At 62.2% G+C, this 19,322-nt stretch carries 18 protein-coding genes, 5 tRNA genes and 1 pseudogene; 7 read left to right on the forward strand and 17 right to left on the reverse strand.

What is annotated here, in order from left to right; translation table 11 throughout:
- Nucleotides 1–33 precede the first annotated feature (33 nt).
- From J3P94_RS18965 to uvrB, 8 genes are all read right to left on the reverse strand, one after another.
- On the reverse strand, nt 34–867 hold the full coding sequence (locus J3P94_RS18965) for an alpha/beta fold hydrolase (protein ID WP_434569220.1): 834 nt from the start codon (nt 865–867) through the stop codon (nt 34–36).
- A 27-nt stretch (nt 868–894) separates the two neighbouring features.
- On the reverse strand, nt 895–1,434 hold the full coding sequence (locus tag J3P94_RS18970; RefSeq protein ID WP_305495839.1) for a TetR/AcrR family transcriptional regulator: 540 nt from the start codon (nt 1,432–1,434) through the stop codon (nt 895–897).
- 179 nt (nt 1,435–1,613) lie between these two features.
- Nucleotides 1,614–1,689, reverse strand: a tRNA-Glu gene (locus J3P94_RS18975).
- 76 nt (nt 1,690–1,765) lie between these two features.
- Nucleotides 1,766–1,841: transfer RNA gene (locus J3P94_RS18980), tRNA-Ala, on the reverse strand.
- 55 nt (nt 1,842–1,896) lie between these two features.
- Nucleotides 1,897–1,972 (reverse strand) — tRNA-Glu (locus J3P94_RS18985).
- Nucleotides 1,973–2,051: 79 nt separating this feature from the next.
- Nucleotides 2,052–2,127, reverse strand: a tRNA-Ala gene (locus J3P94_RS18990).
- 146 nt (nt 2,128–2,273) lie between these two features.
- A complete protein-coding gene (gene gltX / locus J3P94_RS18995; RefSeq protein ID WP_434569221.1) occupies nt 2,274–3,755 on the reverse strand; it encodes a glutamate--tRNA ligase in 1,482 nt (493 codons plus the stop codon).
- 231 nt (nt 3,756–3,986) lie between these two features.
- Nucleotides 3,987–6,002 carry an excinuclease ABC subunit UvrB gene (gene uvrB / locus J3P94_RS19000; RefSeq protein WP_434569222.1) on the reverse strand — a complete coding sequence of 672 codons (2,016 nt, stop codon included), beginning with the start codon at nt 6,000–6,002 and terminating at the stop codon, nt 3,987–3,989.
- Between the two features lie 332 nt (nt 6,003–6,334).
- Here uvrB and J3P94_RS19005 point away from each other — a divergent pair, with 332 nt between their 5' ends.
- Nucleotides 6,335–7,531: an amino acid aminotransferase gene (locus tag J3P94_RS19005; RefSeq protein WP_305495843.1), complete on the forward strand. Its 1,197-nt coding sequence runs from the start codon at nt 6,335–6,337 to the stop codon at nt 7,529–7,531.
- A 251-nt stretch (nt 7,532–7,782) separates the two neighbouring features.
- On the opposite strand, the gene J3P94_RS19010 is transcribed toward J3P94_RS19005, so the two are convergent.
- Nucleotides 7,783–8,010, reverse strand: coding sequence for a hypothetical protein (locus tag J3P94_RS19010; RefSeq protein ID WP_305495845.1), 228 nt, complete (start codon nt 8,008–8,010; stop codon nt 7,783–7,785).
- A gap of 231 nt (nt 8,011–8,241) precedes the next feature.
- Here J3P94_RS19010 and J3P94_RS19015 point away from each other — a divergent pair.
- The 3 genes from J3P94_RS19015 to J3P94_RS19025 all read left to right on the forward strand — a co-directional run bounded on the left by J3P94_RS19015 (nt 8,242) and on the right by J3P94_RS19025 (nt 9,038).
- Nucleotides 8,242–8,317 (forward strand) — tRNA-Asn (locus tag J3P94_RS19015).
- A 254-nt stretch (nt 8,318–8,571) separates the two neighbouring features.
- Entirely contained in the window at nt 8,572–8,766 is a 195-nt protein-coding gene (locus J3P94_RS19020) for a hypothetical protein (protein WP_305495847.1), read from the forward strand.
- An 89-nt stretch (nt 8,767–8,855) separates the two neighbouring features.
- Nucleotides 8,856–9,038: a hypothetical protein gene (locus tag J3P94_RS19025; protein ID WP_305495849.1), complete on the forward strand. Its 183-nt coding sequence runs from the start codon at nt 8,856–8,858 to the stop codon at nt 9,036–9,038.
- On the opposite strand, the gene J3P94_RS19030 is transcribed toward J3P94_RS19025, so the two are convergent.
- The 8 genes and pseudogenes from J3P94_RS19030 to J3P94_RS19065 all read right to left on the reverse strand — a co-directional run bounded on the left by J3P94_RS19030 (nt 9,035) and on the right by J3P94_RS19065 (nt 16,645).
- Complete coding sequence (locus tag J3P94_RS19030) at nt 9,035–10,096, reverse strand: AI-2E family transporter (RefSeq protein ID WP_434569223.1); 1,062 nt, start codon at nt 10,094–10,096, stop codon at nt 9,035–9,037. The two genes, J3P94_RS19025 and J3P94_RS19030, sit on opposite strands and share 4 nt — an antisense overlap.
- 485 nt (nt 10,097–10,581) lie before the next feature.
- Complete coding sequence (locus J3P94_RS19035; RefSeq protein ID WP_370871133.1) at nt 10,582–11,403, reverse strand: methyl-accepting chemotaxis protein; 822 nt, start codon at nt 11,401–11,403, stop codon at nt 10,582–10,584.
- A gap of 84 nt (nt 11,404–11,487) precedes the next feature.
- Nucleotides 11,488–12,261: pseudogene (locus J3P94_RS19040) on the reverse strand (cache domain-containing protein); the annotation flags it as partial.
- A 224-nt stretch (nt 12,262–12,485) separates the two neighbouring features.
- Nucleotides 12,486–13,802: a Na+/H+ antiporter family protein gene (locus J3P94_RS19045; RefSeq protein ID WP_434574248.1), complete on the reverse strand. Its 1,317-nt coding sequence runs from the start codon at nt 13,800–13,802 to the stop codon at nt 12,486–12,488.
- A gap of 245 nt (nt 13,803–14,047) precedes the next feature.
- Nucleotides 14,048–15,361 carry an ATP-binding protein gene (locus J3P94_RS19050; RefSeq protein WP_434569224.1) on the reverse strand — a complete coding sequence of 438 codons (1,314 nt, stop codon included), beginning with the start codon at nt 15,359–15,361 and terminating at the stop codon, nt 14,048–14,050.
- Nucleotides 15,358–16,026, reverse strand: a complete 669-nt coding sequence (locus J3P94_RS19055; RefSeq protein WP_434569225.1) for a response regulator transcription factor — start codon at nt 16,024–16,026, stop codon at nt 15,358–15,360. The genes J3P94_RS19050 and J3P94_RS19055 overlap by 4 nt, the downstream gene beginning before the upstream one ends.
- The gene (locus tag J3P94_RS19060; RefSeq protein WP_434569226.1) at nt 16,026–16,337 is read right to left on the reverse strand and encodes a PepSY domain-containing protein; all 312 of its coding nucleotides are present in this window, start codon (nt 16,335–16,337) and stop codon (nt 16,026–16,028) included. Before J3P94_RS19060 ends, J3P94_RS19055 begins: the two co-directional genes overlap by 1 nt.
- The gene (locus tag J3P94_RS19065; RefSeq protein ID WP_434569227.1) at nt 16,337–16,645 is read right to left on the reverse strand and encodes a PepSY domain-containing protein; all 309 of its coding nucleotides are present in this window, start codon (nt 16,643–16,645) and stop codon (nt 16,337–16,339) included. Before J3P94_RS19065 ends, J3P94_RS19060 begins: the two co-directional genes overlap by 1 nt.
- 227 nt (nt 16,646–16,872) lie before the next feature.
- On the opposite strand from J3P94_RS19065, the gene J3P94_RS19070 reads away from it, so the two are divergent.
- The 3 genes from J3P94_RS19070 to J3P94_RS19080 all read left to right on the forward strand — a co-directional run bounded on the left by J3P94_RS19070 (nt 16,873) and on the right by J3P94_RS19080 (nt 19,277).
- A complete protein-coding gene (locus J3P94_RS19070; RefSeq protein ID WP_434569228.1) occupies nt 16,873–17,952 on the forward strand; it encodes a patatin-like phospholipase family protein in 1,080 nt (359 codons plus the stop codon).
- 82 nt (nt 17,953–18,034) lie between these two features.
- The gene (gene queD / locus J3P94_RS19075) at nt 18,035–18,391 is read left to right on the forward strand and encodes a 6-carboxytetrahydropterin synthase QueD (RefSeq protein ID WP_025212792.1); all 357 of its coding nucleotides are present in this window, start codon (nt 18,035–18,037) and stop codon (nt 18,389–18,391) included.
- A 55-nt stretch (nt 18,392–18,446) separates the two neighbouring features.
- Nucleotides 18,447–19,277 (forward strand): alpha/beta fold hydrolase, encoded by an 831-nt coding sequence (locus J3P94_RS19080; RefSeq protein WP_434569229.1) that lies wholly within the window; start codon nt 18,447–18,449, stop codon nt 19,275–19,277.
- The last annotated feature ends 45 nt before the right edge of the window (nt 19,278–19,322 follow it).

Here is a 19,322-nt window from a genome sequence, read left to right on the forward strand (position 1 = left end):
GTCGAATTTGGATCGGCGCAGTGTACCGGAAGCTCAGGCCGATTGCCGCGCCTGCAGGCTGCGTCCGGCCAGCAGTGATAACACACCATCAATGACCCGGGGATCGGCCAGTACCCGTTGATGCCCGCCCTGGCCCAGGCGCAGCAAGCGGCTGTCGAACCAGGCTTCATGGATCAATTGTGATTCCTTGACCGATACCGACGTATCGTCCTCGGCGTGGACAATCAAGCCCGGAATATCCAGCTGATATTGCGCGACATCCATCTTCGAAGCCTGCATGCCGACGTCCTGCTCCACCTGGCGAATAAAGGCCGAACGCGCCCTGGGTGGCAAACCCATCATCCTCGCGAAGCCACGCAGGACGCCGAGGATACGCGCCGGCGCGGCGATGCTGACCAATGTCTCGGTCCGCAACCCAAGCTGAACCGCCAGCATGGCACTGGCGCCGCCCATGGAGTGGCCGATCACCGCTTGCAACGGCGGCAACTCGGCTGCGGCTTCGAGCATCGCCCTGGCGAACAGCAGCACATTGGCCTCGCGACCCGGCGAGCGACCATGAGCCGGCCCATCCAGCGCCACCACCGTATAACCGGCCTCCACCAGCGCGTTGATCAGTGCCGCGAATTGCGTCGGGCGCCCTTCCCAGCCGTGCATCAGCAGCACCGCCGGTCCTTTGCCCCAGCGCAACGCAGACAGGCCGAAGCGCAAGGTGATGCGCTCGGACGAGGCCAGCAATGGCAGCTCCCAGTCCCGCGGCGGCAGGGCCCGAGGACTCATGAACACCCTGCGCATTTGTTTCGCTACCAGGCGCGGGGCTATCCGGCCAAGCGTGCCATTGACACCACGAATCCAGCTCAACCTGTCCATGCTCATCTCCAGGGCTTGCGCCTTAGCTCAGCGCACCGCCGACTTGGCGGCGCGCAGCAAACGATCCGATAACTCGCCCGGGCCCAACGCCCGGGCCAGGGCCAGGCCGCCGACCATCAAGGCGATGTCGGCCAGGGCTTTATCCGCATCCTCGGGGCTGGCGGCCAACTGCGCGACCATCAGCTCGATATGCTCACTGAGAACCTCACGAAACGCGTCCGGCAGTCGCCCGAGCTCGCCGACCGAGGCCGGGATGGGGCACGCCTGCTCGGTGGAATCACGATGTTTGCGCGACAGGTAGAACGCCGCGACCAACGCGCGCCGCTCTTCGCCTGTCAGCTCGGCATCCATGTCGGCGATCAGGCCACGGCGGCGATTGAGCAGTTGCTTGAACGCCTCCAGCATCAAGGCGTCCTTGCTTTCGAAGTGGGCATAAAAACCGCCCACCGTCAGTCCTGCCGCGCCCATCACCTCGCCCACGCTCGGCTCGGCCGGCCCGCGCTGGATCAGCGCATCGCTGGCGGCCTTGAGAATGCGTTCACGGGTTTGTGCTTTTTTATCGCTCATCGTTGCCTCCGAATATTACGATTGAAATATTATTCCCATAATAATTTTCCGCAAGCGAAATCTTCACCGCTGGTCGGAAGTATTCATCGAGGATAAGGGAATTGGCTGAACGCCAGACAAACAAAAGGGCCATTCAAGAATTGAATGACCCTTATAAAATCCCGCAGAGCGGGTAATCGTGGCGTCCCCTAGGGGACTCGAACCCCTGTTACCGCCGTGAAAGGGCGGTGTCCTAGGCCACTAGACGAAGGGGACACAAACCTTCTGAACATGATCAGCGCTGAGGACTGATCGCTTCAAGGCCGGTGTGGCCAGACCTCGAAGTGTAAATTGGTGGAGCTAGACGGGATCGAACCGTCGACCTCTTGCATGCCATGCAAGCGCTCTCCCAGCTGAGCTATAGCCCCGGATTTTCGCCTCGCGGCGGAGCGACATCCTGTTGCAACATCGCTTCTGTAAAACTGGCGTCCCCTAGGGGACTCGAACCCCTGTTACCGCCGTGAAAGGGCGGTGTCCTAGGCCACTAGACGAAGGGGACGCAAACCCTTCTAACATCTGATCAACGCTGAGTGTTGATCGCTTCAAGGCCGGTGTGGCCAGGCCTTGAAGTTGTAAATTGGTGGAGCTAGACGGGATCGAACCGTCGACCTCTTGCATGCCATGCAAGCGCTCTCCCAGCTGAGCTATAGCCCCTCATCGCTGAGGACGGGGCGAATCTTAAGGGCGTATCCGAGGGCTGTCAAATTTATTTTCAACAAAATTGAAAATTTTTTGCCGGGATAACAATCACTTACCGACAAACCCCGGAAAACCGGGGTATGCCTTGTTCCATCGACCGCTCAGGCAATCGCGCCCAGCAGTTTTTCCCACTCCTTGTTTTCCTTCTTCGACACGCCACCGAGCAGATCAATGGCCTGGCGCAGACGGAAACGGGTCAGGTCCGGCCCGAGGATTTCCATCGCATCGAGCACCGACACCGAGCTCGCCTGGCCGGTGATCGCGGCAAACATCAGCGGCATCGCATCGCGCAATTTCAGCTCCAGGTGTTCAACCACCGCCTGGATGGTCGCGGTGATGCTGTCCTTTTCCCACTGGCGCAAGCTTTCCAGCTTCCACAGGATCAACTGCATCAACTGCCGCACCTGATCGCCAGAGAGTTTCTTCGATTCGAACAGCTTCACGTCCGGGGTCACGCCGCCGGCAAAAAAGAACCCGGCCAATGGCGCGATCTGGCTGAAGGTCTCTACCCTGCCCTGCACGTGCGGGGCGATCTTCATCATGTACTCGGGGTTGAACGCCCACTTCTGCACCCGCGCGGCAAACTCTTCCACCGGCAGGTCGCGCAGCCACTGGCCGTTGAGCCAGGACAGCTTCTCGACGTCGAAGATCGGCCCGCCCAGGGAGACGCGGGACAGGTCGAAGTGCTCGACCATCTCCTCCAGCGAGAACTTCTCGCGCTCGTCCGGCATCGACCAGCCCATGCGGCCCAGGTAGTTGAGCATCGCCTCGGGCATGAAGCCCATGCGCTCGTAGAAGGTCACCGAGGTCGGATTCTTGCGCTTGGACAGCTTGCTCTTGTCCGGGTTACGCAGCAGCGGCATGTAGCACAACTGCGGTTGCTCCCAGCCGAAGTACTCATAGAGCAGGATCAGTTTCGGTGCCGAGGGCAGCCATTCTTCGCCGCGCAACACATGGGTGATGCCCATCAGATGGTCGTCGACCACGTTGGCCAGGAAGTACGTCGGCAGGCCGTCGGTCTTCATCAGCACTTGCATGTCCATGCGGTCCCACGGGATCTCGACATCGCCACGCAACATGTCCGGCACCACGCAGACGCCCTCGCTCGGCACCTTCATGCGGATCACATGAGGCTCGCCCGCGGCCAGGCGACGGGCGACTTCTTCCTTGGACAGCAGCAGCGCACGGCCGTCGTAGCGCGGGGTCTCGCCCCGGGCGATTTGCTCGGCGCGCATCTGGTCCAATTCTTCGGCGGTGCAGAAGCAAGGAAACGCGTGGCCCATGTCCACCAGCTGCTGGCAGTACTGCTTGTAGATCTCGCCACGCTCGCTCTGGCGGTACGGACCGTGCGGCCCGCCGACGTCCGGACCTTCGCTCCAGTCGATGCCGAGCCAGCGCAGGGCGTCGAATATCTGCTGTTCCGACTCGCGGGTCGAACGCAATTGATCGGTGTCCTCGATCCGCAGGATGAACTCACCGCCGTGCTGCTTGGCAAAGCAATAGTTGAACAAGGCGATGTAAGCGGTGCCGACATGGGGATCGCCAGTAGGCGAAGGCGCGATGCGGGTACGGACGGTGGTCATGGCATGTCTCGGAAAGAATATAAAAGCGAAGATGAAACAGGGGGCGAATGGTAACAGGCGATGGTGGGGGGGCTCCAGTGAGCGCGGGATTTGTGTGGCCAGTCGTCAGACCGAGTCGCGCCCATCGCGAGCAAGCTCGCTCCCACAGGGAACCAGGTTGTCCGGGCTGGACACGGTCCAATGTGGGAGCGAGCTTGCTCGCGATGAGGTCCTAGGCATCGCCACAAAACCTCAGACAGTCAGCAGCCGTTCACGCAACTTGCCGATCTCGTCACGCAACTGCGCCGCTGCTTCGAACTCCAGGTCCCGGGCGAGCTGGTACATCTTCTCTTCCAACTGCCGGATACGCTTGGTGATTTCGCTCGGTGAGCGCAGTTCAGCCTCGTAGCGGGCGCTCTCTTCGGCGGCCTTGGCCATGCCCTTGCGCTTCTTGCTGCGCGAACCGGGCACGGTGGCGCCTTCCATGATGTCGGCGACATCCTTGAACACGCCCTTGGGCGTGATGCCATTGGCCAGGTTGAAAGCGATCTGTTTGTCGCGACGGCGCTCGGTCTCGCCGATGGCGCGCTCCATCGAGCCGGTGATGCGATCGGCATACAGGATTGCCCGGCCGTTGAGGTTACGCGCTGCGCGACCGATGGTCTGGATCAACGAGCGCTCGGAACGCAGGAAACCTTCCTTGTCCGCGTCGAGAATCGCCACCAGCGACACTTCGGGCATGTCCAGGCCTTCACGCAGCAGGTTGATCCCCACCAGGACGTCGAAGGTGCCCAGGCGCAGGTCGCGAATGATCTCGACCCGCTCCACCGTGTCGATATCCGAGTGCAGGTAACGCACCCGCACGCCGTGGTCGGCGAGGTAGTCGGTGAGGTCTTCGGCCATGCGTTTGGTCAGCGTGGTCACCAGCACCCGCTCCTCCACCGCCACGCGCTTGGTGATCTCCGAGAGCAGGTCATCGACCTGAGTCAGCGCCGGGCGCACCTCGACCTGCGGGTCCACCAACCCGGTTGGCCGCACCACTTGCTCGACCACCCGCCCGGCATGCTCGGCTTCGTAGTTGCCGGGCGTGGCCGAGACGAAAATCGTCTGCGGGCTCACGCCTTCCCATTCGTCGAAGCGCATCGGCCGGTTATCCAGCGCCGAGGGCAGGCGGAAGCCATATTCCACCAGGGTTTCCTTGCGCGAACGGTCGCCTTTGTACATGGCGCCGACCTGAGGCACGCTGACGTGGGATTCGTCGATCACCAGCAGGGCATCGGCCGGCAAATAGTCATACAACGTGGGCGGCGGCGCACCCGCCGGACGACCCGACAGGTAGCGCGAGTAGTTCTCGATGCCGTTGCAGTATCCCAGCTCCAGGATCATTTCCAGGTCGAACCGGGTCCGCTGCTCCAGACGCTGGGCTTCCACCAGTTTGTTGTTCGAACGCAGGTATTCCAGGCGCTCCTGCAATTCGGCCTTGATGCCCTCGATGGCGCCCAACAGGGTTTCCCGCGGCGTCACGTAGTGGCTCTTGGGGTAGAACGTGAAGCGTGGCAGCTTGCGGATCACTTCGCCGGTCAGCGGATCGAATGCCGAGATGCTCTCCACTTCGTCATCGAACAGCTCGATACGAATCGCTTCCAGGTCCGATTCGGCCGGGTAGATGTCGATCACGTCGCCGCGCACCCGAAACGTCGCCCGAGCAAAGTCCATGTCGTTGCGCGTGTATTGCAGGTCCGCCAGGCGCCGGAGCAAGGCGCGCTGGTCGAGTTTGTCGCCACGATCCACGTGCAGGACCATTTTCAGATAGGTTTCCGGGCTGCCCAGACCGTAGATGCACGACACCGTGGTGACGATGATGGCGTCCTTGCGCTCAAGCAACGCCTTGGTCGCCGACAGCCGCATCTGTTCGATGTGGTCGTTGATCGAGGCGTCCTTCTCGATGAAGGTGTCCGACGAAGGCACATAAGCCTCGGGCTGGTAGTAGTCGTAGTAGGAGACGAAATACTCGACCGCGTTGTTCGGGAAAAACGCCTTGAACTCGCCATACAACTGCGCCGCCAGGGTCTTGTTCGGCGCCAGCACCAGGGTCGGCCGCTGCACCTGGGCGATCACGTTGGCGATACTGAACGTCTTGCCCGAGCCGGTCACACCGAGCAAGGTCTGGTGCGCCAGCCCGGCCTCGATGCCTTCCACCATCAGGCGGATGGCTTCCGGCTGGTCGCCGGCGGGCTGGAAGCGAGTGACTAGCTGGAATTCAGACATGACATAACCCCTGGGTTCACTCCCGTCGGCCAGGCGACAGGAACGAGAAAGACCGAAACGACTGACGTCGCCCGAGGAAAAAGCTGGAATGCACACAATGTGGAGGTGATTGCCTTCGCTTTCAAGACGAACGTCCTACACGCCTTGCAGACTTTGACGCTGCGAAGGGACTAACGGTCGAAAAAAATCGAAAATACTTAAGCTAAACGCCGAATAGCCTGTCGCCCTGTCCGGTGATGGCCTCTATACTAGCTCCCCGTTTGTGCACCGCTCTAGTGCATTCGGCTGGAGCGCGACACGTCCTCTCACCCTCCATTCAGAGCCGCGCAATAATGAGCCTGTTTTCCGCTGTCGAATTGGCACCACGCGACCCCATCCTGGGCCTCAACGAAGCTTTCAACGCCGACCCCCGTACCAATAAGGTCAACCTGGGCGTGGGTGTTTACTGCAACGAGGAAGGGCGCATTCCGTTGCTGCGCGCCGTGGTCGAAGCCGAGACGATTCGCGTGGCTCAGCACGTTTCCCGCGGTTACCTGCCGATCGACGGCATTGCCGCCTATGACCAGGCAGTCCAGACCCTGCTGTTCGGCAAGGATTCCCCGTTGATCGCATCGGGCCGCGTCATCACCACCCAGGCTGTGGGCGGCACGGGCGCACTGAAGATCGGTGCCGATTTCCTCAAGCAATTGCTGCCGGACGCGGTCGTGGCCATCAGCGACCCAAGCTGGGAAAACCACCGCGCGCTGTTCGAAACCGCCGGTTTCCCGGTGCAGAACTATCGTTACTACGACGCCGCTACCCACGACGTGAACCGCAGCGGCCTGCTGGAAGACCTCAACGCCCTGCCCGACCGTTCGATCGTTGTGCTGCATGCCTGCTGCCACAACCCGACCGGCGTGGACCTGAGCCCGGAAGACTGGAAAAACGTCCTGGCCGTGGTCAAGGCCAAGAATCATGTGCCGTTCCTGGACATGGCCTACCAGGGCTTTGGCAAAGGCATCGACGAAGACGCCGCGGCCGTGCGCCTGTTCGCCGAGTCGGGCCTGACCTTCTTCGCCTCCAGCTCGTTCTCCAAGTCGTTCTCCCTGTACGGCGAGCGTGTCGGCGCGCTGTCGATTGTCAGCGAGTCGAAGGAAGAAAGCACCCGCGTGCTGTCCCAGGTCAAGCGCGTGATCCGCACCAACTACTCCAACCCGCCGACCCACGGCGCCAGTATCGTCGCCGCCGTGCTCAACAGCCCCGAGCTGCGCGCACAGTGGGAAGAAGAGCTGGCCGAAATGCGCCTGCGCATTCGTGGCATGCGTGAGCAGATGGTCGACATGCTGGCCAAGGCCGCGCCGCATCACGACTTCAGCTTCGTCGCCCGCCAGAGCGGGATGTTCTCCTACTCCGGCCTGACCGTCGAACAAGTGACCCGCCTGCGCAACGAGTTCGGCATCTATGCCCTGGACACCGGCCGCATCTGCGTGGCCGCGTTGAACCAGAACAACATCGATGCGGTGACCAAGGCCATCGTCCAGGTGATCTGACGCTCAATGAAATGAAAAACGGGAAGCCTTCGAGCTTCCCGTTTTTTTTCGGTTGAATCCGCCCCCCCGTGGCGAGGGAGCTTGCTCCCGCTGGGCTGCAGAGCAGCCCCGAAATCAGCCACCGCGGGATATCAGCCTGGTTGGTTGGAACAGCCTGGGGCTGCTTCGCAACCCAGCGGGAGCAAGCTCCCTCGCCACAAAAGCGAGCCAGAAAAGGCGGCCACGAAGCAGCGAACGCATGCTCGTCGAGCCTACAGCTCCGTCGCCCGCTGGCTCGCCGCATCGTCGTAGATGACATACAACGACTCGGCGACCTGGCTCTTGATCGCCTTGGTACTTTCGAGCCCCAGGACAAATCCCTCGGCCTTGCCACCGGCGCGGTTCAGTTCTTCCGGGGTGCTGGCCTGGGTGATGGCGTCGTACAGTTTTTCAGCGTGAGGGCCCACACCCTTGGGCAGACTGATCTGGGCGGTGCTCACAGGAACACCTCGGCGCAATCGATTGTGTGAAGTGGTAACAGATGGTTCATGGCGCGTCCCTTGATCGGCGGATGGCCGGCAGCGCATCCTGCCACTTCCGGGCGTCCATGGTAGCCCTCTCTCGCCGTCGCGGTAACTGCCAATCGTTGATGGGTCACCGATGGGCTTCAGGCCGCTCCGCCCACAATAGAAGCTTGACTTCTCTTTTCCAATCAGTAACATACGCGCCATTCCGCGATAGCTCAGTTGGTAGAGCAAGTGACTGTTAATCACTGGGTCCCTGGTTCGAGTCCAGGTCGTGGAGCCAGACAGCAACAGAAAAAGCCCCTGAATCGAAAGATCCAGGGGCTTTTTTGTGGGCGCTTTTCAGCCAAACGGCGACTGATCGCCGCATACCGCCTGGCTGAGGTCGCTACCGGAACAATAATCTGGCGCCAACCAGGCACTATGGTCTGAATCCTGCTTTATTTTTCGACGACTCAAGCTGTCACGAGCGTGTCATGGCAGTGCCGCAAACTGTCAACGTCCGCCGCCGCAGCTCATAACAACAAGGACGAAGCCATGCCCACACAAAATCCCCACCGCATCGTTGGCCTGTGCACTTCCAGCAAGGTCTACAACGTACTGACCGAGCTCAAGCACCTGGAAGGCCACCGCAGCGCCAAGTTCCTTTCCCTGCTCGCGGAAAATCTGGTTCGCAAGGGCCTGCTCAATGAACAGGAAGTGGTGCACATGCTCGACCTGGTGGTCGATTGAGCGGCATCGATTCCTACTATTGAAGCGGTTGATTTTTCCCCATCCCGCATGAGACGTAAGGTAACCCCATCGACTGATGGAGGTTTCCCATGCCCAAGGTTCAAATCATGTCTGTCATTGGCAGCGCCGTCCCCGCCCCACTTCGGGAGCGCGGACTGTTGGCTTGCTGGTATCTGGTGCAGGACGGCGTCACCGTCAGCGGCCCGCTGACTTCCCTACCCGCCGCCCAGGCCTTGTCGCAACGTATCGGTCCCTACCTGTTGAGTGCCTAGGGCAACTGCACCCGCGGCTTGCCCTCGACGAACAGCGCCCAGCAGGACATGAACAGCGCGGCGATCAGTGGCCCGATGACAAAACCATTGAGGCCGAATACGGCCAGCCCGCCGAGCGTCGAGACCAAGACCATGTAGTCAGGCATCTTGGTGTCCTTGCCGACGAGGATCGGGCGCAGGAAGTTGTCCACCAGGCCGATCACGAAGACCCCGAACAGCGCCAGCACCACGCCCTGCCAGATCGCCCCCGACAGCAGGAAATACACCGCCACTGGCACCCAGACAATACCCGCCCCCACCGCCGGCAGCAGCGACAGGAAAGCCATCAGCACCGCCCACGGCAACACCGTCGGGATACCCAGGATCCAGAAAATCAGGCCGCCCAGGGCGCCCTGAGTGATCGCCACCAACAGATTACCCTTCACCGTCGCCCGCACCACCCGGTTGAACTTCAATTGCAGGCGGCGCTTCTGGTGCTCGGCCAGCGGAACGGCCGAGCGCACCTTGCGCACCAGCTCCGCGCCGTCACGCAGGAAAAAGAACAACAGGTAGAGCATCACGAAGAAGCTCACCAGGAACTGGAACGTACCCTGGCCGAAACTGAACGCCTGGGTGGCGAAAAATTCGCTGCCCTGCATGGCGCTCTTGACGATCTTGTCCCGCAAGCCACTCAGGTTGCCCAGGCCGAAGCGGTCAAGCAGATGCTGAAAGAACGGCGGCAACGCCTCCTTGAAACGCGCCAGGTAATCGGCGACGTCCAGCTCGCCACTTTCCAGGCTCTTGTACAGCGCCGCCCCTTCCTGGACGAGCAAGGTACTGATGACGATCACCGGCAAAATGGCGATCACCACGCAGATGCTCAGGGTGAACAGTGCCGTGACATTGCGCGGCCAGCCGAACTTGAACTGCAAGCGACGTTGCAGCGGCGCAAAGACGATGCCCAGGATGACGGCCCAGAATACCGCCCCATAAAACGGCAGCAGAATCCAGACGAAGGCAATGCTGACCAGGATCAGCAACAGCATCTGCGACTTGTTTTGGAGGTTCTTTCGGTTCATGTGCTTTCCATGTCATTGGCAGATAGACGTTAGTCCGCCAGGACTCGCCGGAGTGCCGTCGCGTCTGCCATATGCCGGCCTTCGAGGTCGCGCCGGGGGATGGGAATGTGGTTCGGGCTGTTGATGCGCGATGCGCGCGAGCTGCCTGCCTGAGATCTAATCGTGGCGAGGGAGCTTGCTCCCGCTCGGCTGCGAAGCAGTCGTAAATCTGCGGATGCGGTGTGTCTGATGCTCCGCATGCGGCAGGTATGGGGCCGCTTCGCGGCCCAGCGGGAGCAAGCTCCCTCGCCACGACTGCGTTGCATTCGGCCGGAAATCGCTTTCGCGAGCAGGCTCACTCCCACACGGATCATGTTTGTCTCTGCCCGGCAGAAACTGCCGAAGGCTGCGATCCTCCGCTTCCGATAGGGCCTGGTAGCCCAGGCGAAAACATCTGGATCGAAAGCGAAAGATCGCAGCCTTCGGCAGCTCCTGCTGCGCTCGGATCAGATCCGGAACTGCCCCACCAGTTTGCCCAGGCGCTGGCCCAGATCGGCCAGGCTGCGAGAAGTCTGGGCGCTGAGCTGGGTTTCGTCGGCGACAGTGTCCACCGCCACGGCAATCTGATGCACGCTGCGGTTGATTTCTTCAGCCACCGCGGTCTGCTCCTCGGCGGCGCTGGCGATCTGGGCGTTCATCGAGTTGATGGTGCCGATCAGTTGCGCCATGGTGTCCAGGGAGGCGCCCGCCTCGTTGGCCCGTTCCGAGGTGCCGTCGCCGGCCTCGCTGGAACGGCGCATCGCTTCCACCGCGGCATGCGTACCCGACTGCAGGCGATCGATCATGCCCTGGATTTCCTGGGTGCTTTGCTGGGTCCGGCTGGCGAGGGCGCGGACTTCGTCGGCAACCACCGCAAACCCGCGGCCCGCCTCACCGGCACGCGCAGCCTCGATGGCCGCGTTGAGGGCCAGCAGGTTGGTTTGCTCGGCAATCGAACGGATCACACCGAGTACGCTGACAATCGAGGCCACGTCCTGTTGCAGGCTGTCCAGGGACACGCCGCTGCTGCGGATATCGTTCACCAGCGCGTGAATCTGCTGGATGCTGCCGGCCACCACGCGCTTGGCGGACTGGCCTTCTTCATCGGTCTGCTGGGCCGCGACGGCTGCGCCCTGGGCACTGCGGGCAACTTCCTGGGCGGCGGAGGACATTTCGTTGATCGCCGTGGCGACCTGGTCGGTCTCGTGGCGCTGGCGCTCCATGGCCTGCTCGGAACGCTGGGCCTGCTCGGACACTTGCGTCACCAGGCCAGTCAGTTGCGACGTCATGTCGGTGATCTGCCGCACCAGGCCATGGATCTTGTCGACGAAGCGGTTGAAGGAACCGGCCAGTTGGCCCAGTTCGTCCTGGCTGGTAATCGCCAGGCGCCGGGTCAGGTCGCCCTCGCCCGCCGCGATGTCGTCGAGGTTGTCCTTCATCAGGTGCAGCGGACGCAGGATGGTATTGGCGAGTACCAGGCCCACCACCGCGATCACCAGCAGCACCACGGCGGCGATCCCGACGATACTCAGGATCACGCCCTGCAGGCGATCGTGGACCTTGGCTTCCACCAGCGCCACCTGGCCTTCGATACCGTCGAGGTTGACCGAGCTGCCGACCGCCAGGTCCCACTTGGCCAGGTATTCGGTGTAGCCGAGCTTGGGCACCAGGTCCTTGCTGCCGGGCAGCGGCGAGCTGTATTCCAGATAATGCGTGCCGTCCTTGGCGACTTTCACCAGGTCACGGTTGACGTAGACACCGTTCGGGTCGCGGTTGTCCTTGAAACTCTTGCCCACGCCGTCGGGGCTGTTGGCCTTGAACAGGCGAATGGTCTCGGAGTCGTAGCCGAAGAAGTAGCCGTCCTTGCCGTAGCTGATGTTCGACAGCAACTTGATCGCCTGGGCGCGCGCCTCGTTATCGCCAGGCGCGGCGGCATCGTAGAGCGGCTTGATGGCGGTAAGGCCGACCGCGACGTAATTCTGCAGCGTGGCCTTGGCTTCACTGAGCAGACGTTCGCGGGTTTGCTGGACTTCCTTGCTGGCCTGTTCCTTCAAGATGAACGCCGTGGTCAGGCTGATGATCACCGCGGACAGCAATACCGGCAGAATTGCCAGGGACAGGACTTTAGCCTTCAGACTCAGGCGCATGCTGTTCACTCTTGTTGGTTTTATGGCGTGGTTAGCTGGGTTAACGGCAGCGCACGACAAAACTGTAGGACAAGGTGGACAGGGCTTAAGGGAAGGATTGAATTAAGGGCCCCATCGCGAGCAAGCTCGCTCCCACAGTGGATCGGTGTGAACACAAGATGTGTGAACACCACCGGACCCTGTGGGAGCGAGCTTGCTCGCGATGAAGGCGACTCGGTCCCGAGTTACAACACCATCGCCGCCACCCAACCAAACGCCAGCAATGGCAGGTTGTAGTGGAGGAAGGTCGGGACCACGGTGTCCCAGATGTGGTGATGCTGGCCGTCAATGTTCAGGCCGGAGGTCGGGCCGAGTGTCGAATCCGAGGCAGGCGAGCCGGCATCGCCCAGGGCACCGGCGGTGCCGACGATGCAGACGATCGCCAGCGGGCTGAAGCCCAGTTGCAGGCACAGCGGCACAAAAATGGTCGCCAGGATCGGCACCGTGGAAAACGACGAGCCGATCCCCATCGTCACCAGCAGCCCGACCAGCAACATCAATAGCGCACCGATGCCCTTGTTGTGGCCGATCCAGGCCGCCGAGGTTTCCACCAGGCTTTGCACCTCACCGGTGGCCTTCATCACTTCGGCGAAGCCCGAGGCGGCGATCATGATGAAGCCGATCATCGCCATCATCTTCATGCCTTCGGTGAACAGGTCGTCCGTCTCGCGCCAGCGCACCACGCCCGACACCGAGAAAATCAGGAAACCGGCCAGGGCGCCGATGATCATCGAATCGAGCAGGAGCTGGATGGCGAATGCCGCCGCGATTGCCAACCCGGCGACCAACAGGCTGAGCGGGTTGTAGCGCACGGCCACCTGCTCGGCCCTGGCGATCTTTTTCAGATCGTAGACGCGTTTCTTCCGGTAGCTGATAAACGACAGCACCAGCCCGAACACCATGCCCAGCGCCGGGATGCCCATGGCATGGGTGACGTTGATGCCACTGACATCGACACCGCTGCGGGCGATGTTGGCGAGCAGGATTTCGTTGAGGAAGATGTTGCCGAAGCCCACCGGCAGGAACATGTAGGGGGTGATCAGGCCGAAAGTCATGACGCAAGCGATCAGCCGACGGTCGAGTTGCAGCTTGGTCAGCACATAAAGCAGTGGCGGCACCAGCAGCGGAATGAAGGCGATATGGATCGGCAGGATATTCTGCGAGGCCACCGCGACCGTACCCAGCAGGCCGATCAACAGCCATTTGACGCTCGTGCCGCCGGCCGCGTCCTGGCGGTCGACCATGGCCAGGACCTTGTCGGCCAAGGCATGGGCCATGCCGGACTTGGCAATCGCCACCGCAAAGGCGCCCAGCAGAGCGTAGGACAACGCCACCGTCGCGCCGCCGCCAAGGCCCGCGTTGAAGGCCTTGAGCGTTGCCTCGATCCCCAGGCCGCCTACCAAGCCACCCACCAGCGCGCCGATAATCAGCGCGATCACCACATGCACGCGGGACAGGCTGAGTACCAGCATGACGCCAACCGCGGCAATTACTGCATTTATCATCGTTACCTCAAAGCACAGCGATGGAAAGCCACCGGACAAAAAGGTCGCGACTTTGCAGCAAGCAGCGGCAAGCTGCAAGGGTCATGCGGCGGGATTTGCAGTCACTCGCAGTGTTTGAATCCACCACACTGCCCCTGTGGGAGCGAGCTTGCTCGCGATAGCGTCGGGTCAGTTACGAAAGTGTCGACTGACAAGCCGCTATCGCGAGCAAGCTCGCTCCCACAGGAGATGCAGCCATGGCTTCAGCGCTTGGGCAGCTCAATCATTACTTTCAACCCGCCCCACTCGCTGTCGCCCAACGCCAATGTCCCGCCCCAGGTGTCGACGATGTCGCGCACGATGCCCAGCCCCAGGCCATGGCCGTCGGTCTGCTCATCCAGGCGCGTGCCGCGGCTGAAGACCTGGTCGCGGCGATCCGGCGGGATGCCGGGGCCATCGTCTTCCACTGCCAGGTGGAAACCCACGAGCGTCTCGCTCACGGTCAGGCGCACTTCGGCGTCGGCCCATTTGCAGGCGTTGTCCAGCAGGTTGCCCAGCAATTCCAGCAGGTCTTCCCGATCCCAAGGCAGGTGCAAGCCGGGCGGCGCGACATAAGCCAGGTGCAGATGCTCGCCATGGATCATGTTCAGCGTCGCCAACAAACCCGGCAGTTCGGCGTCGCAATCCAAGTGCGCGCCGGGCAAGGCGTCGCCGGACAGGCGGGCACGGTTGAGTTCGCGGTTCAGGCGTTGGCGAACCTGCTCCAGTTGATCCAGCAGCAACTTGCGCAACTCGGGATAAGGGTCGAGCTTCTCGTTCGACGCCAGGCTTTGCAGCACCGCCAGAGGTGTCTTCAAGGCATGCCCAAGGTTGCCCAGGGCGTTGCGCGAACGCTTGAGGCTGTCTTCGGTATGGGCCAGCAAATGGTTGATCTGCGCCACCAGCGGCTCCAGTTCCCTGGGCACTTGTTCGTCGAGTTGTGAACGCTGGCCGCGTTGCAGCTGGGCAATCTGCTCCCGGGCCTTCTCCAACGGCCGCAAGGCGCGCTGCACCGTGAGCCGTTGCAACAGCAGGATCAGCAGCAACCCCGCCAACCCGAGGCCAAGCCCGACCTGCTGCATCCGCAGGAAGCTGTCACGCACCGGCGTGTAGTCCTGCGCCACGCTGATGGAAATCGCCTGGCCCAGGCGGCGGTAGTCCGTGCGCAGCACCAGCAGTTTCTGGCCTTCGGGGCCCAGTTGCAGGTTGCTGTGCAGCCCTGGATGGTCGAGCCGCGGCAGTTCCTGGTCCCAGAGGGAACGGGAGCGCCAATGCTCGTCGGCAAAATCGATGCGGAAGTAATGCCCGGAGAAAGGCCGCAGGTAAGCCGGCGACAAACGCCGCTCGTCCAGTTGCAACCCTTGCGGGCCACGGACCAGGGCCACCAGCAGGTTCTCGCTGTCATTGCGCAACCCCGCTTCGAGGTAGCGCTGCAAACCCAACTCGAACAACCACAGGCTGGTCTGCGCGAGGACCAGGCCGACCACCACCATCACACCGATCAGGCCCAGGCTCAGGCGCCGCTGGATGGATCTCACTGCGCCTGTCCGCCGAACAGGTAGCCCTGGCCGCGACGGGTTTCGATCACGCTGCGTCCGAGCTTGCGGCGCAGGTGATTGACGTGGACTTCCAGCACATTCGAATCGCGCTCGGTTTCACCATCATAGAGGTGCTCGGCGAGGTGGCTTTTGGAAAGGATCTGCTCGGGGTGGAGCATGAAATAGCGCAACAGCCTGAATTCGGCGGCGGTCAGCTGGATCTCGGCGCCGTCGCTAATCACGCATTGCCGGCCTTCGTCCAGGTGCAACCCCGCCGCTTGCAGCGTCGGCTGGTTGACCTGGCCGTGGGAGCGACGCAGCAGTGCCTGGATGCGCAGGTGCAGCTCTTCGGGGTGGAAGGGTTTGGTCAGGTAATCATCGGCCCCGGCCTTGAGTCCTTCGATGCGCTCGGCCCAGGAGCCACGCGCGGTGAGAATCAGTACCGGGGTGGTCAGGCCGCCAGCGCGCCATTGGGACAGCACCTCGAGCCCCGGCACCCCCGGCAGCCCAAGATCGAGAATGATCAGGTCGTAGGGCTCGCTGCTGCCCTGATACACCGCGTCGCGCCCGTCGGCGAGCCAATCGACGGCGTAGCCCTGCCGGGCGAGCCCGGCCATCAGTTCGTCGGCCAGGGGAACATGGTCTTCCACCAGTAGCAGGCGCATCAGTCTTCCTTATCTTTGAGTAGGCGGCCGGTCGCGGCCTCGAGGTCCAGTTCGCGCACGACGCCGTCGGTGTCCAGCAGCTCGACTTCGTAGATGTAGATGCCGTGCTTTTCTTCCAGCTCGGCTTCCAGCAACTTGGCGCCGGGATGGCGGTCCAGGGCCTGTTGCAGCAGGTGTTCCAAGGGCAGGATCACGCCCTGCTGACGCAGTTGCAGGGCCTCGTCCTGGTCCAGGTCGCGGGCCACGGCCACCGAACAGCACACCAGCAGCGCCAGCGCCCAACGGTTGCGGGCGCGCAGATTAAGCTTCATTACGTATCCTGATGATTCTTGAGCACCTCGCCAGTGACGGCGTCGAGTTCCAGATCCCACTCGATGCCCTTGGCATCACGCAGATCCACTTTGTACCGGTACTTGCCGTATTCCTCTTCCAGCTCGGTATCGGTCACCGTGGCGCCAGTGTGTTTGGCCAGGGCAGCGGCGTTGAGCTGATCAAAAGGCAGGATGGTACCAGCGTCCAGCAATTTTTGGGCTTCAGTGGCATCGAGATCCCTGGCTTGAGCCGGACCTGTACCGATGACCATGAGCGCCGCGATGAAAAAGGCAGTGAGGCGGTTCACGGGTTATCTCCTTTTTATAATCTTCAGCGGGGAACTGTATCGGGACGAACTTAACTGAAACTGAATTGCCATCATTGAACCCGGATCAATGTGGGGGCGCGCTTGCTCGCAATAGCGGTTTGTCAGTTGACATCGAGGTGGCTGCACTGACGCCTTCGCGAGCAGGCTCGCTCCCACAGGTTTTCTGTGTCGCTATAATCAGCCGCTTGCACGTATTCGAGACCGGTATGACCGCCATTCACATCAAGTTCCCAGCGCTGACTCTGAAGGCCGGCCCTCGCGCCTTCAAGCGCATCCGCCAGGCGGGCCTTCAGGCCGCCGATGTCGGCATCCTGCCGGGTGCCGCAGGAGGGCCGAAGGCCTTGGGTATCCAGGGGCTGGACCTGGCGCTGTTCGGTGAATGGCTGCCCGCCGCGCCGCGGGAGCGCTCGCTGATCGGTGCATCGGTCGGCTCCTGGCGCTTCGCCAGCGCCTGTCTGCCGGACGCCGCCGAGGGCATTCGCCGCCTGGGCATCCTGTACAACGAGCAGAGCTTCGCCAAAGGCGTGACCATGGCCGGGGTCAGCCAGAGCTCGCAGCGCATGCTCGACGACCTGCTTGAAGGTCGCGACCTGACGATCCTCGACAATCCGCATTACCGGCTCAACATTATGGTAGTCAAGAGTCATGGCCTGTTGGCGCAGGACCATCGCGGCCGGCTGGGCCTGGGGCTGTCCTCGGTGATCGCCGACAACCTGCGCGGCCGGGCGCGGCTGTCGCGGCATTTCGAAAGGCTGATCATCCACGACCCGCGCCTGGCTCCCCCGCTCCATCCGCTGACGGACTTCCCCTCGCGCTTCGTGCCGCTGGAGGCCGGCAACCTGCGCCAGGCACTGCTGGCGTCGGGCTCGATCCCGATGATAATGGAGGGCGTGCGCGACCTGCCCGGCGCCGGCGCGGGCACCTACCGTGATGGCGGCCTGCTGGACTACCACCTTGACCTGCCCTATAGCGGCGAGGACATCGTGCTCTATCCGCACTTCACCGATCGGGTCATTCCCGGCTGGTTCGACAAAGGCCTGCCATGGCGCCGAGGCGATACCTCGCGCTTGCAGGATGTTCTGCTGCTGGCGCCGTCCCGCGAATACCTGGCTCGCCTGCCCTACGGCAAACTGCCGGACCGCAACGACTTCAAGCGTTTCATGGGCGATGACCCGGCCCGCCGCAAATACTGGCGCACCGCAATGGACGAAAGCCGCCGCCTCGGCGACGAGTTCCTCGAACTAACCGCCAACAGTGGGCTGGGAGAGCGTTTGTTGACCCTTTAGTCAGCACGCCCGCGCAACGCGGGGATCAAACTGATAAACTGCGCCGCCTGCCTCGCGACCGTCCATTTAAAGAGCCAAATCTGTGGAAATCTTCAAAGAGTTCACCTTCGAATCCGCCCACCGCCTGCCCCACGTACCGGAAGGCCACAAGTGCGGACGCCTGCATGGTCATTCGTTCAAGGTGGCGATCCACCTCAGCGGCGACATCGACCCGCACACCGGCTGGATTCGCGACTTCTCGGAAATCAAGGCGATTTTCAAGCCGCTCTACGAGCGCCTGGACCACAACTACCTCAACGACATCCCCGGTCTGGAAAACCCCACCAGCGAAGTCCTGGCCAAGTGGATCTGGAACGAGTTGAAGCCGCTGCTGCCGGAACTCAGCGCCATCCGCATCCACGAGACCTGCACCAGCGGCTGCATCTACCACGGCGAATGAACCTGGCGGCCTTTGTGTCTATCCTCCTTGGTTCGGATACCAAGAGGACACCATCATGACCCGCTGGCCGCTGGATCAGGAATACGACTTCAACGGGCACCCCATCCGCTACGCCATCCACGGCGACGGCCCGCCGTTGGTGTTTGTCCATGGCACGCCGTTCTCCTCTTATGTATGGCACCGGATCGCCCCGCTGTTTTTCGCCACGCACAAGGTTCATTACTTCGACCTGTTGGGTTATGGCCAGTCCGCGCAACCCGATGCAGACGTGTCCCTCGGCGTTCAAAACCGGCTGCTTGCCCGACTGCTGGAGCATTGGAAGCTGGATTGCCCGGACGTCATCGCCCATGACTTTGGCGGCGCCACGGCCCTGCGCGCCCATCTGCTCGATGGCAAGGATTACCGCAGCCTGACCCTGATCGACCCGGTAGCCTTGTCGCCTTGGGGCTCTGCGTTCGTGCAACACGTACGCCAGCACGAAGCGGCGTTCAGCGGCCTGCCCGACTACATCCAGCGGGCCATCGTGCCGACCTATATCCGTGGCGCGATCAAGCGCTGCATCACCGATGAAGAGCTCTCCCCGTACGTCCAGCCCTGGCTCGGCGAAACCGGCCAGGCCGCGCTCTACCGGCAGATTGCGCAGATGGACGAGCGTTACACCGACGAGGTCCAGGACTTTTATCCGAAGGTGCGCTGCCCAACGCAGATCCTTTGGGGCGAGGATGACCATTGGATCCCCATCGAGCGCGGCCGGGCGTTGCACAAGATGATCCCGGGGGCGCTGTTCCATCCTGTACCGAATGCCGGGCATCTGGTCCAGGAGGACGCGCCGGAAGCGATCGTCGCGGCGGTGATGCGGTTTTTGCCGCTGCACTCGCCTGCCTGAGGGCCCCAGCAACCTTTGTGGGAGCGAGCCTGCTCGCGAAAGCGT

Origin of the sequence: Pseudomonas sp. Z3-8, assembly GCF_051131975.1 — a bacterium.
Lineage (GTDB): Bacteria > Pseudomonadota > Gammaproteobacteria > Pseudomonadales > Pseudomonadaceae > Aquipseudomonas.

Excerpts from the sequence above, each read along its gene's own strand:
- J3P94_RS19020 (WP_305495847.1), top strand. The coding sequence starts at position 8,572 with ATGCCCACACAAAATCCCCACCGCATCGTTGGCCTGTGCACTTCCAGC.
- J3P94_RS19080 (WP_434569229.1), top strand. The coding sequence starts at position 18,447 with ATGACCCGCTGGCCGCTGGATCAGGAATACGACTTCAACGGGCACCCC.
- J3P94_RS19060 (WP_434569226.1), bottom strand. The coding sequence starts at position 16,337 with ATGAAGCTTAATCTGCGCGCCCGCAACCGTTGGGCGCTGGCGCTGCTG.
- J3P94_RS19055 (WP_434569225.1), bottom strand. The coding sequence starts at position 16,026 with ATGCGCCTGCTACTGGTGGAAGACCATGTTCCCCTGGCCGACGAACTG.
- J3P94_RS19070 (WP_434569228.1), top strand. The coding sequence starts at position 16,873 with ATGACCGCCATTCACATCAAGTTCCCAGCGCTGACTCTGAAGGCCGGC.
- J3P94_RS19035 (WP_370871133.1), bottom strand. The coding sequence starts at position 11,403 with ATGACGTCGCAACTGACTGGCCTGGTGACGCAAGTGTCCGAGCAGGCC.
- J3P94_RS19005 (WP_305495843.1), top strand. The coding sequence starts at position 6,335 with ATGAGCCTGTTTTCCGCTGTCGAATTGGCACCACGCGACCCCATCCTG.
- J3P94_RS19025 (WP_305495849.1), top strand. The coding sequence starts at position 8,856 with ATGCCCAAGGTTCAAATCATGTCTGTCATTGGCAGCGCCGTCCCCGCC.
- J3P94_RS18965 (WP_434569220.1), bottom strand. The coding sequence starts at position 867 with ATGGACAGGTTGAGCTGGATTCGTGGTGTCAATGGCACGCTTGGCCGG.
- uvrB (WP_434569222.1), bottom strand. The coding sequence starts at position 6,002 with ATGTCTGAATTCCAGCTAGTCACTCGCTTCCAGCCCGCCGGCGACCAG.
- J3P94_RS18970 (WP_305495839.1), bottom strand. The coding sequence starts at position 1,434 with ATGAGCGATAAAAAAGCACAAACCCGTGAACGCATTCTCAAGGCCGCC.
- J3P94_RS19030 (WP_434569223.1), bottom strand. The coding sequence starts at position 10,096 with ATGAACCGAAAGAACCTCCAAAACAAGTCGCAGATGCTGTTGCTGATC.
- gltX (WP_434569221.1), bottom strand. The coding sequence starts at position 3,755 with ATGACCACCGTCCGTACCCGCATCGCGCCTTCGCCTACTGGCGATCCC.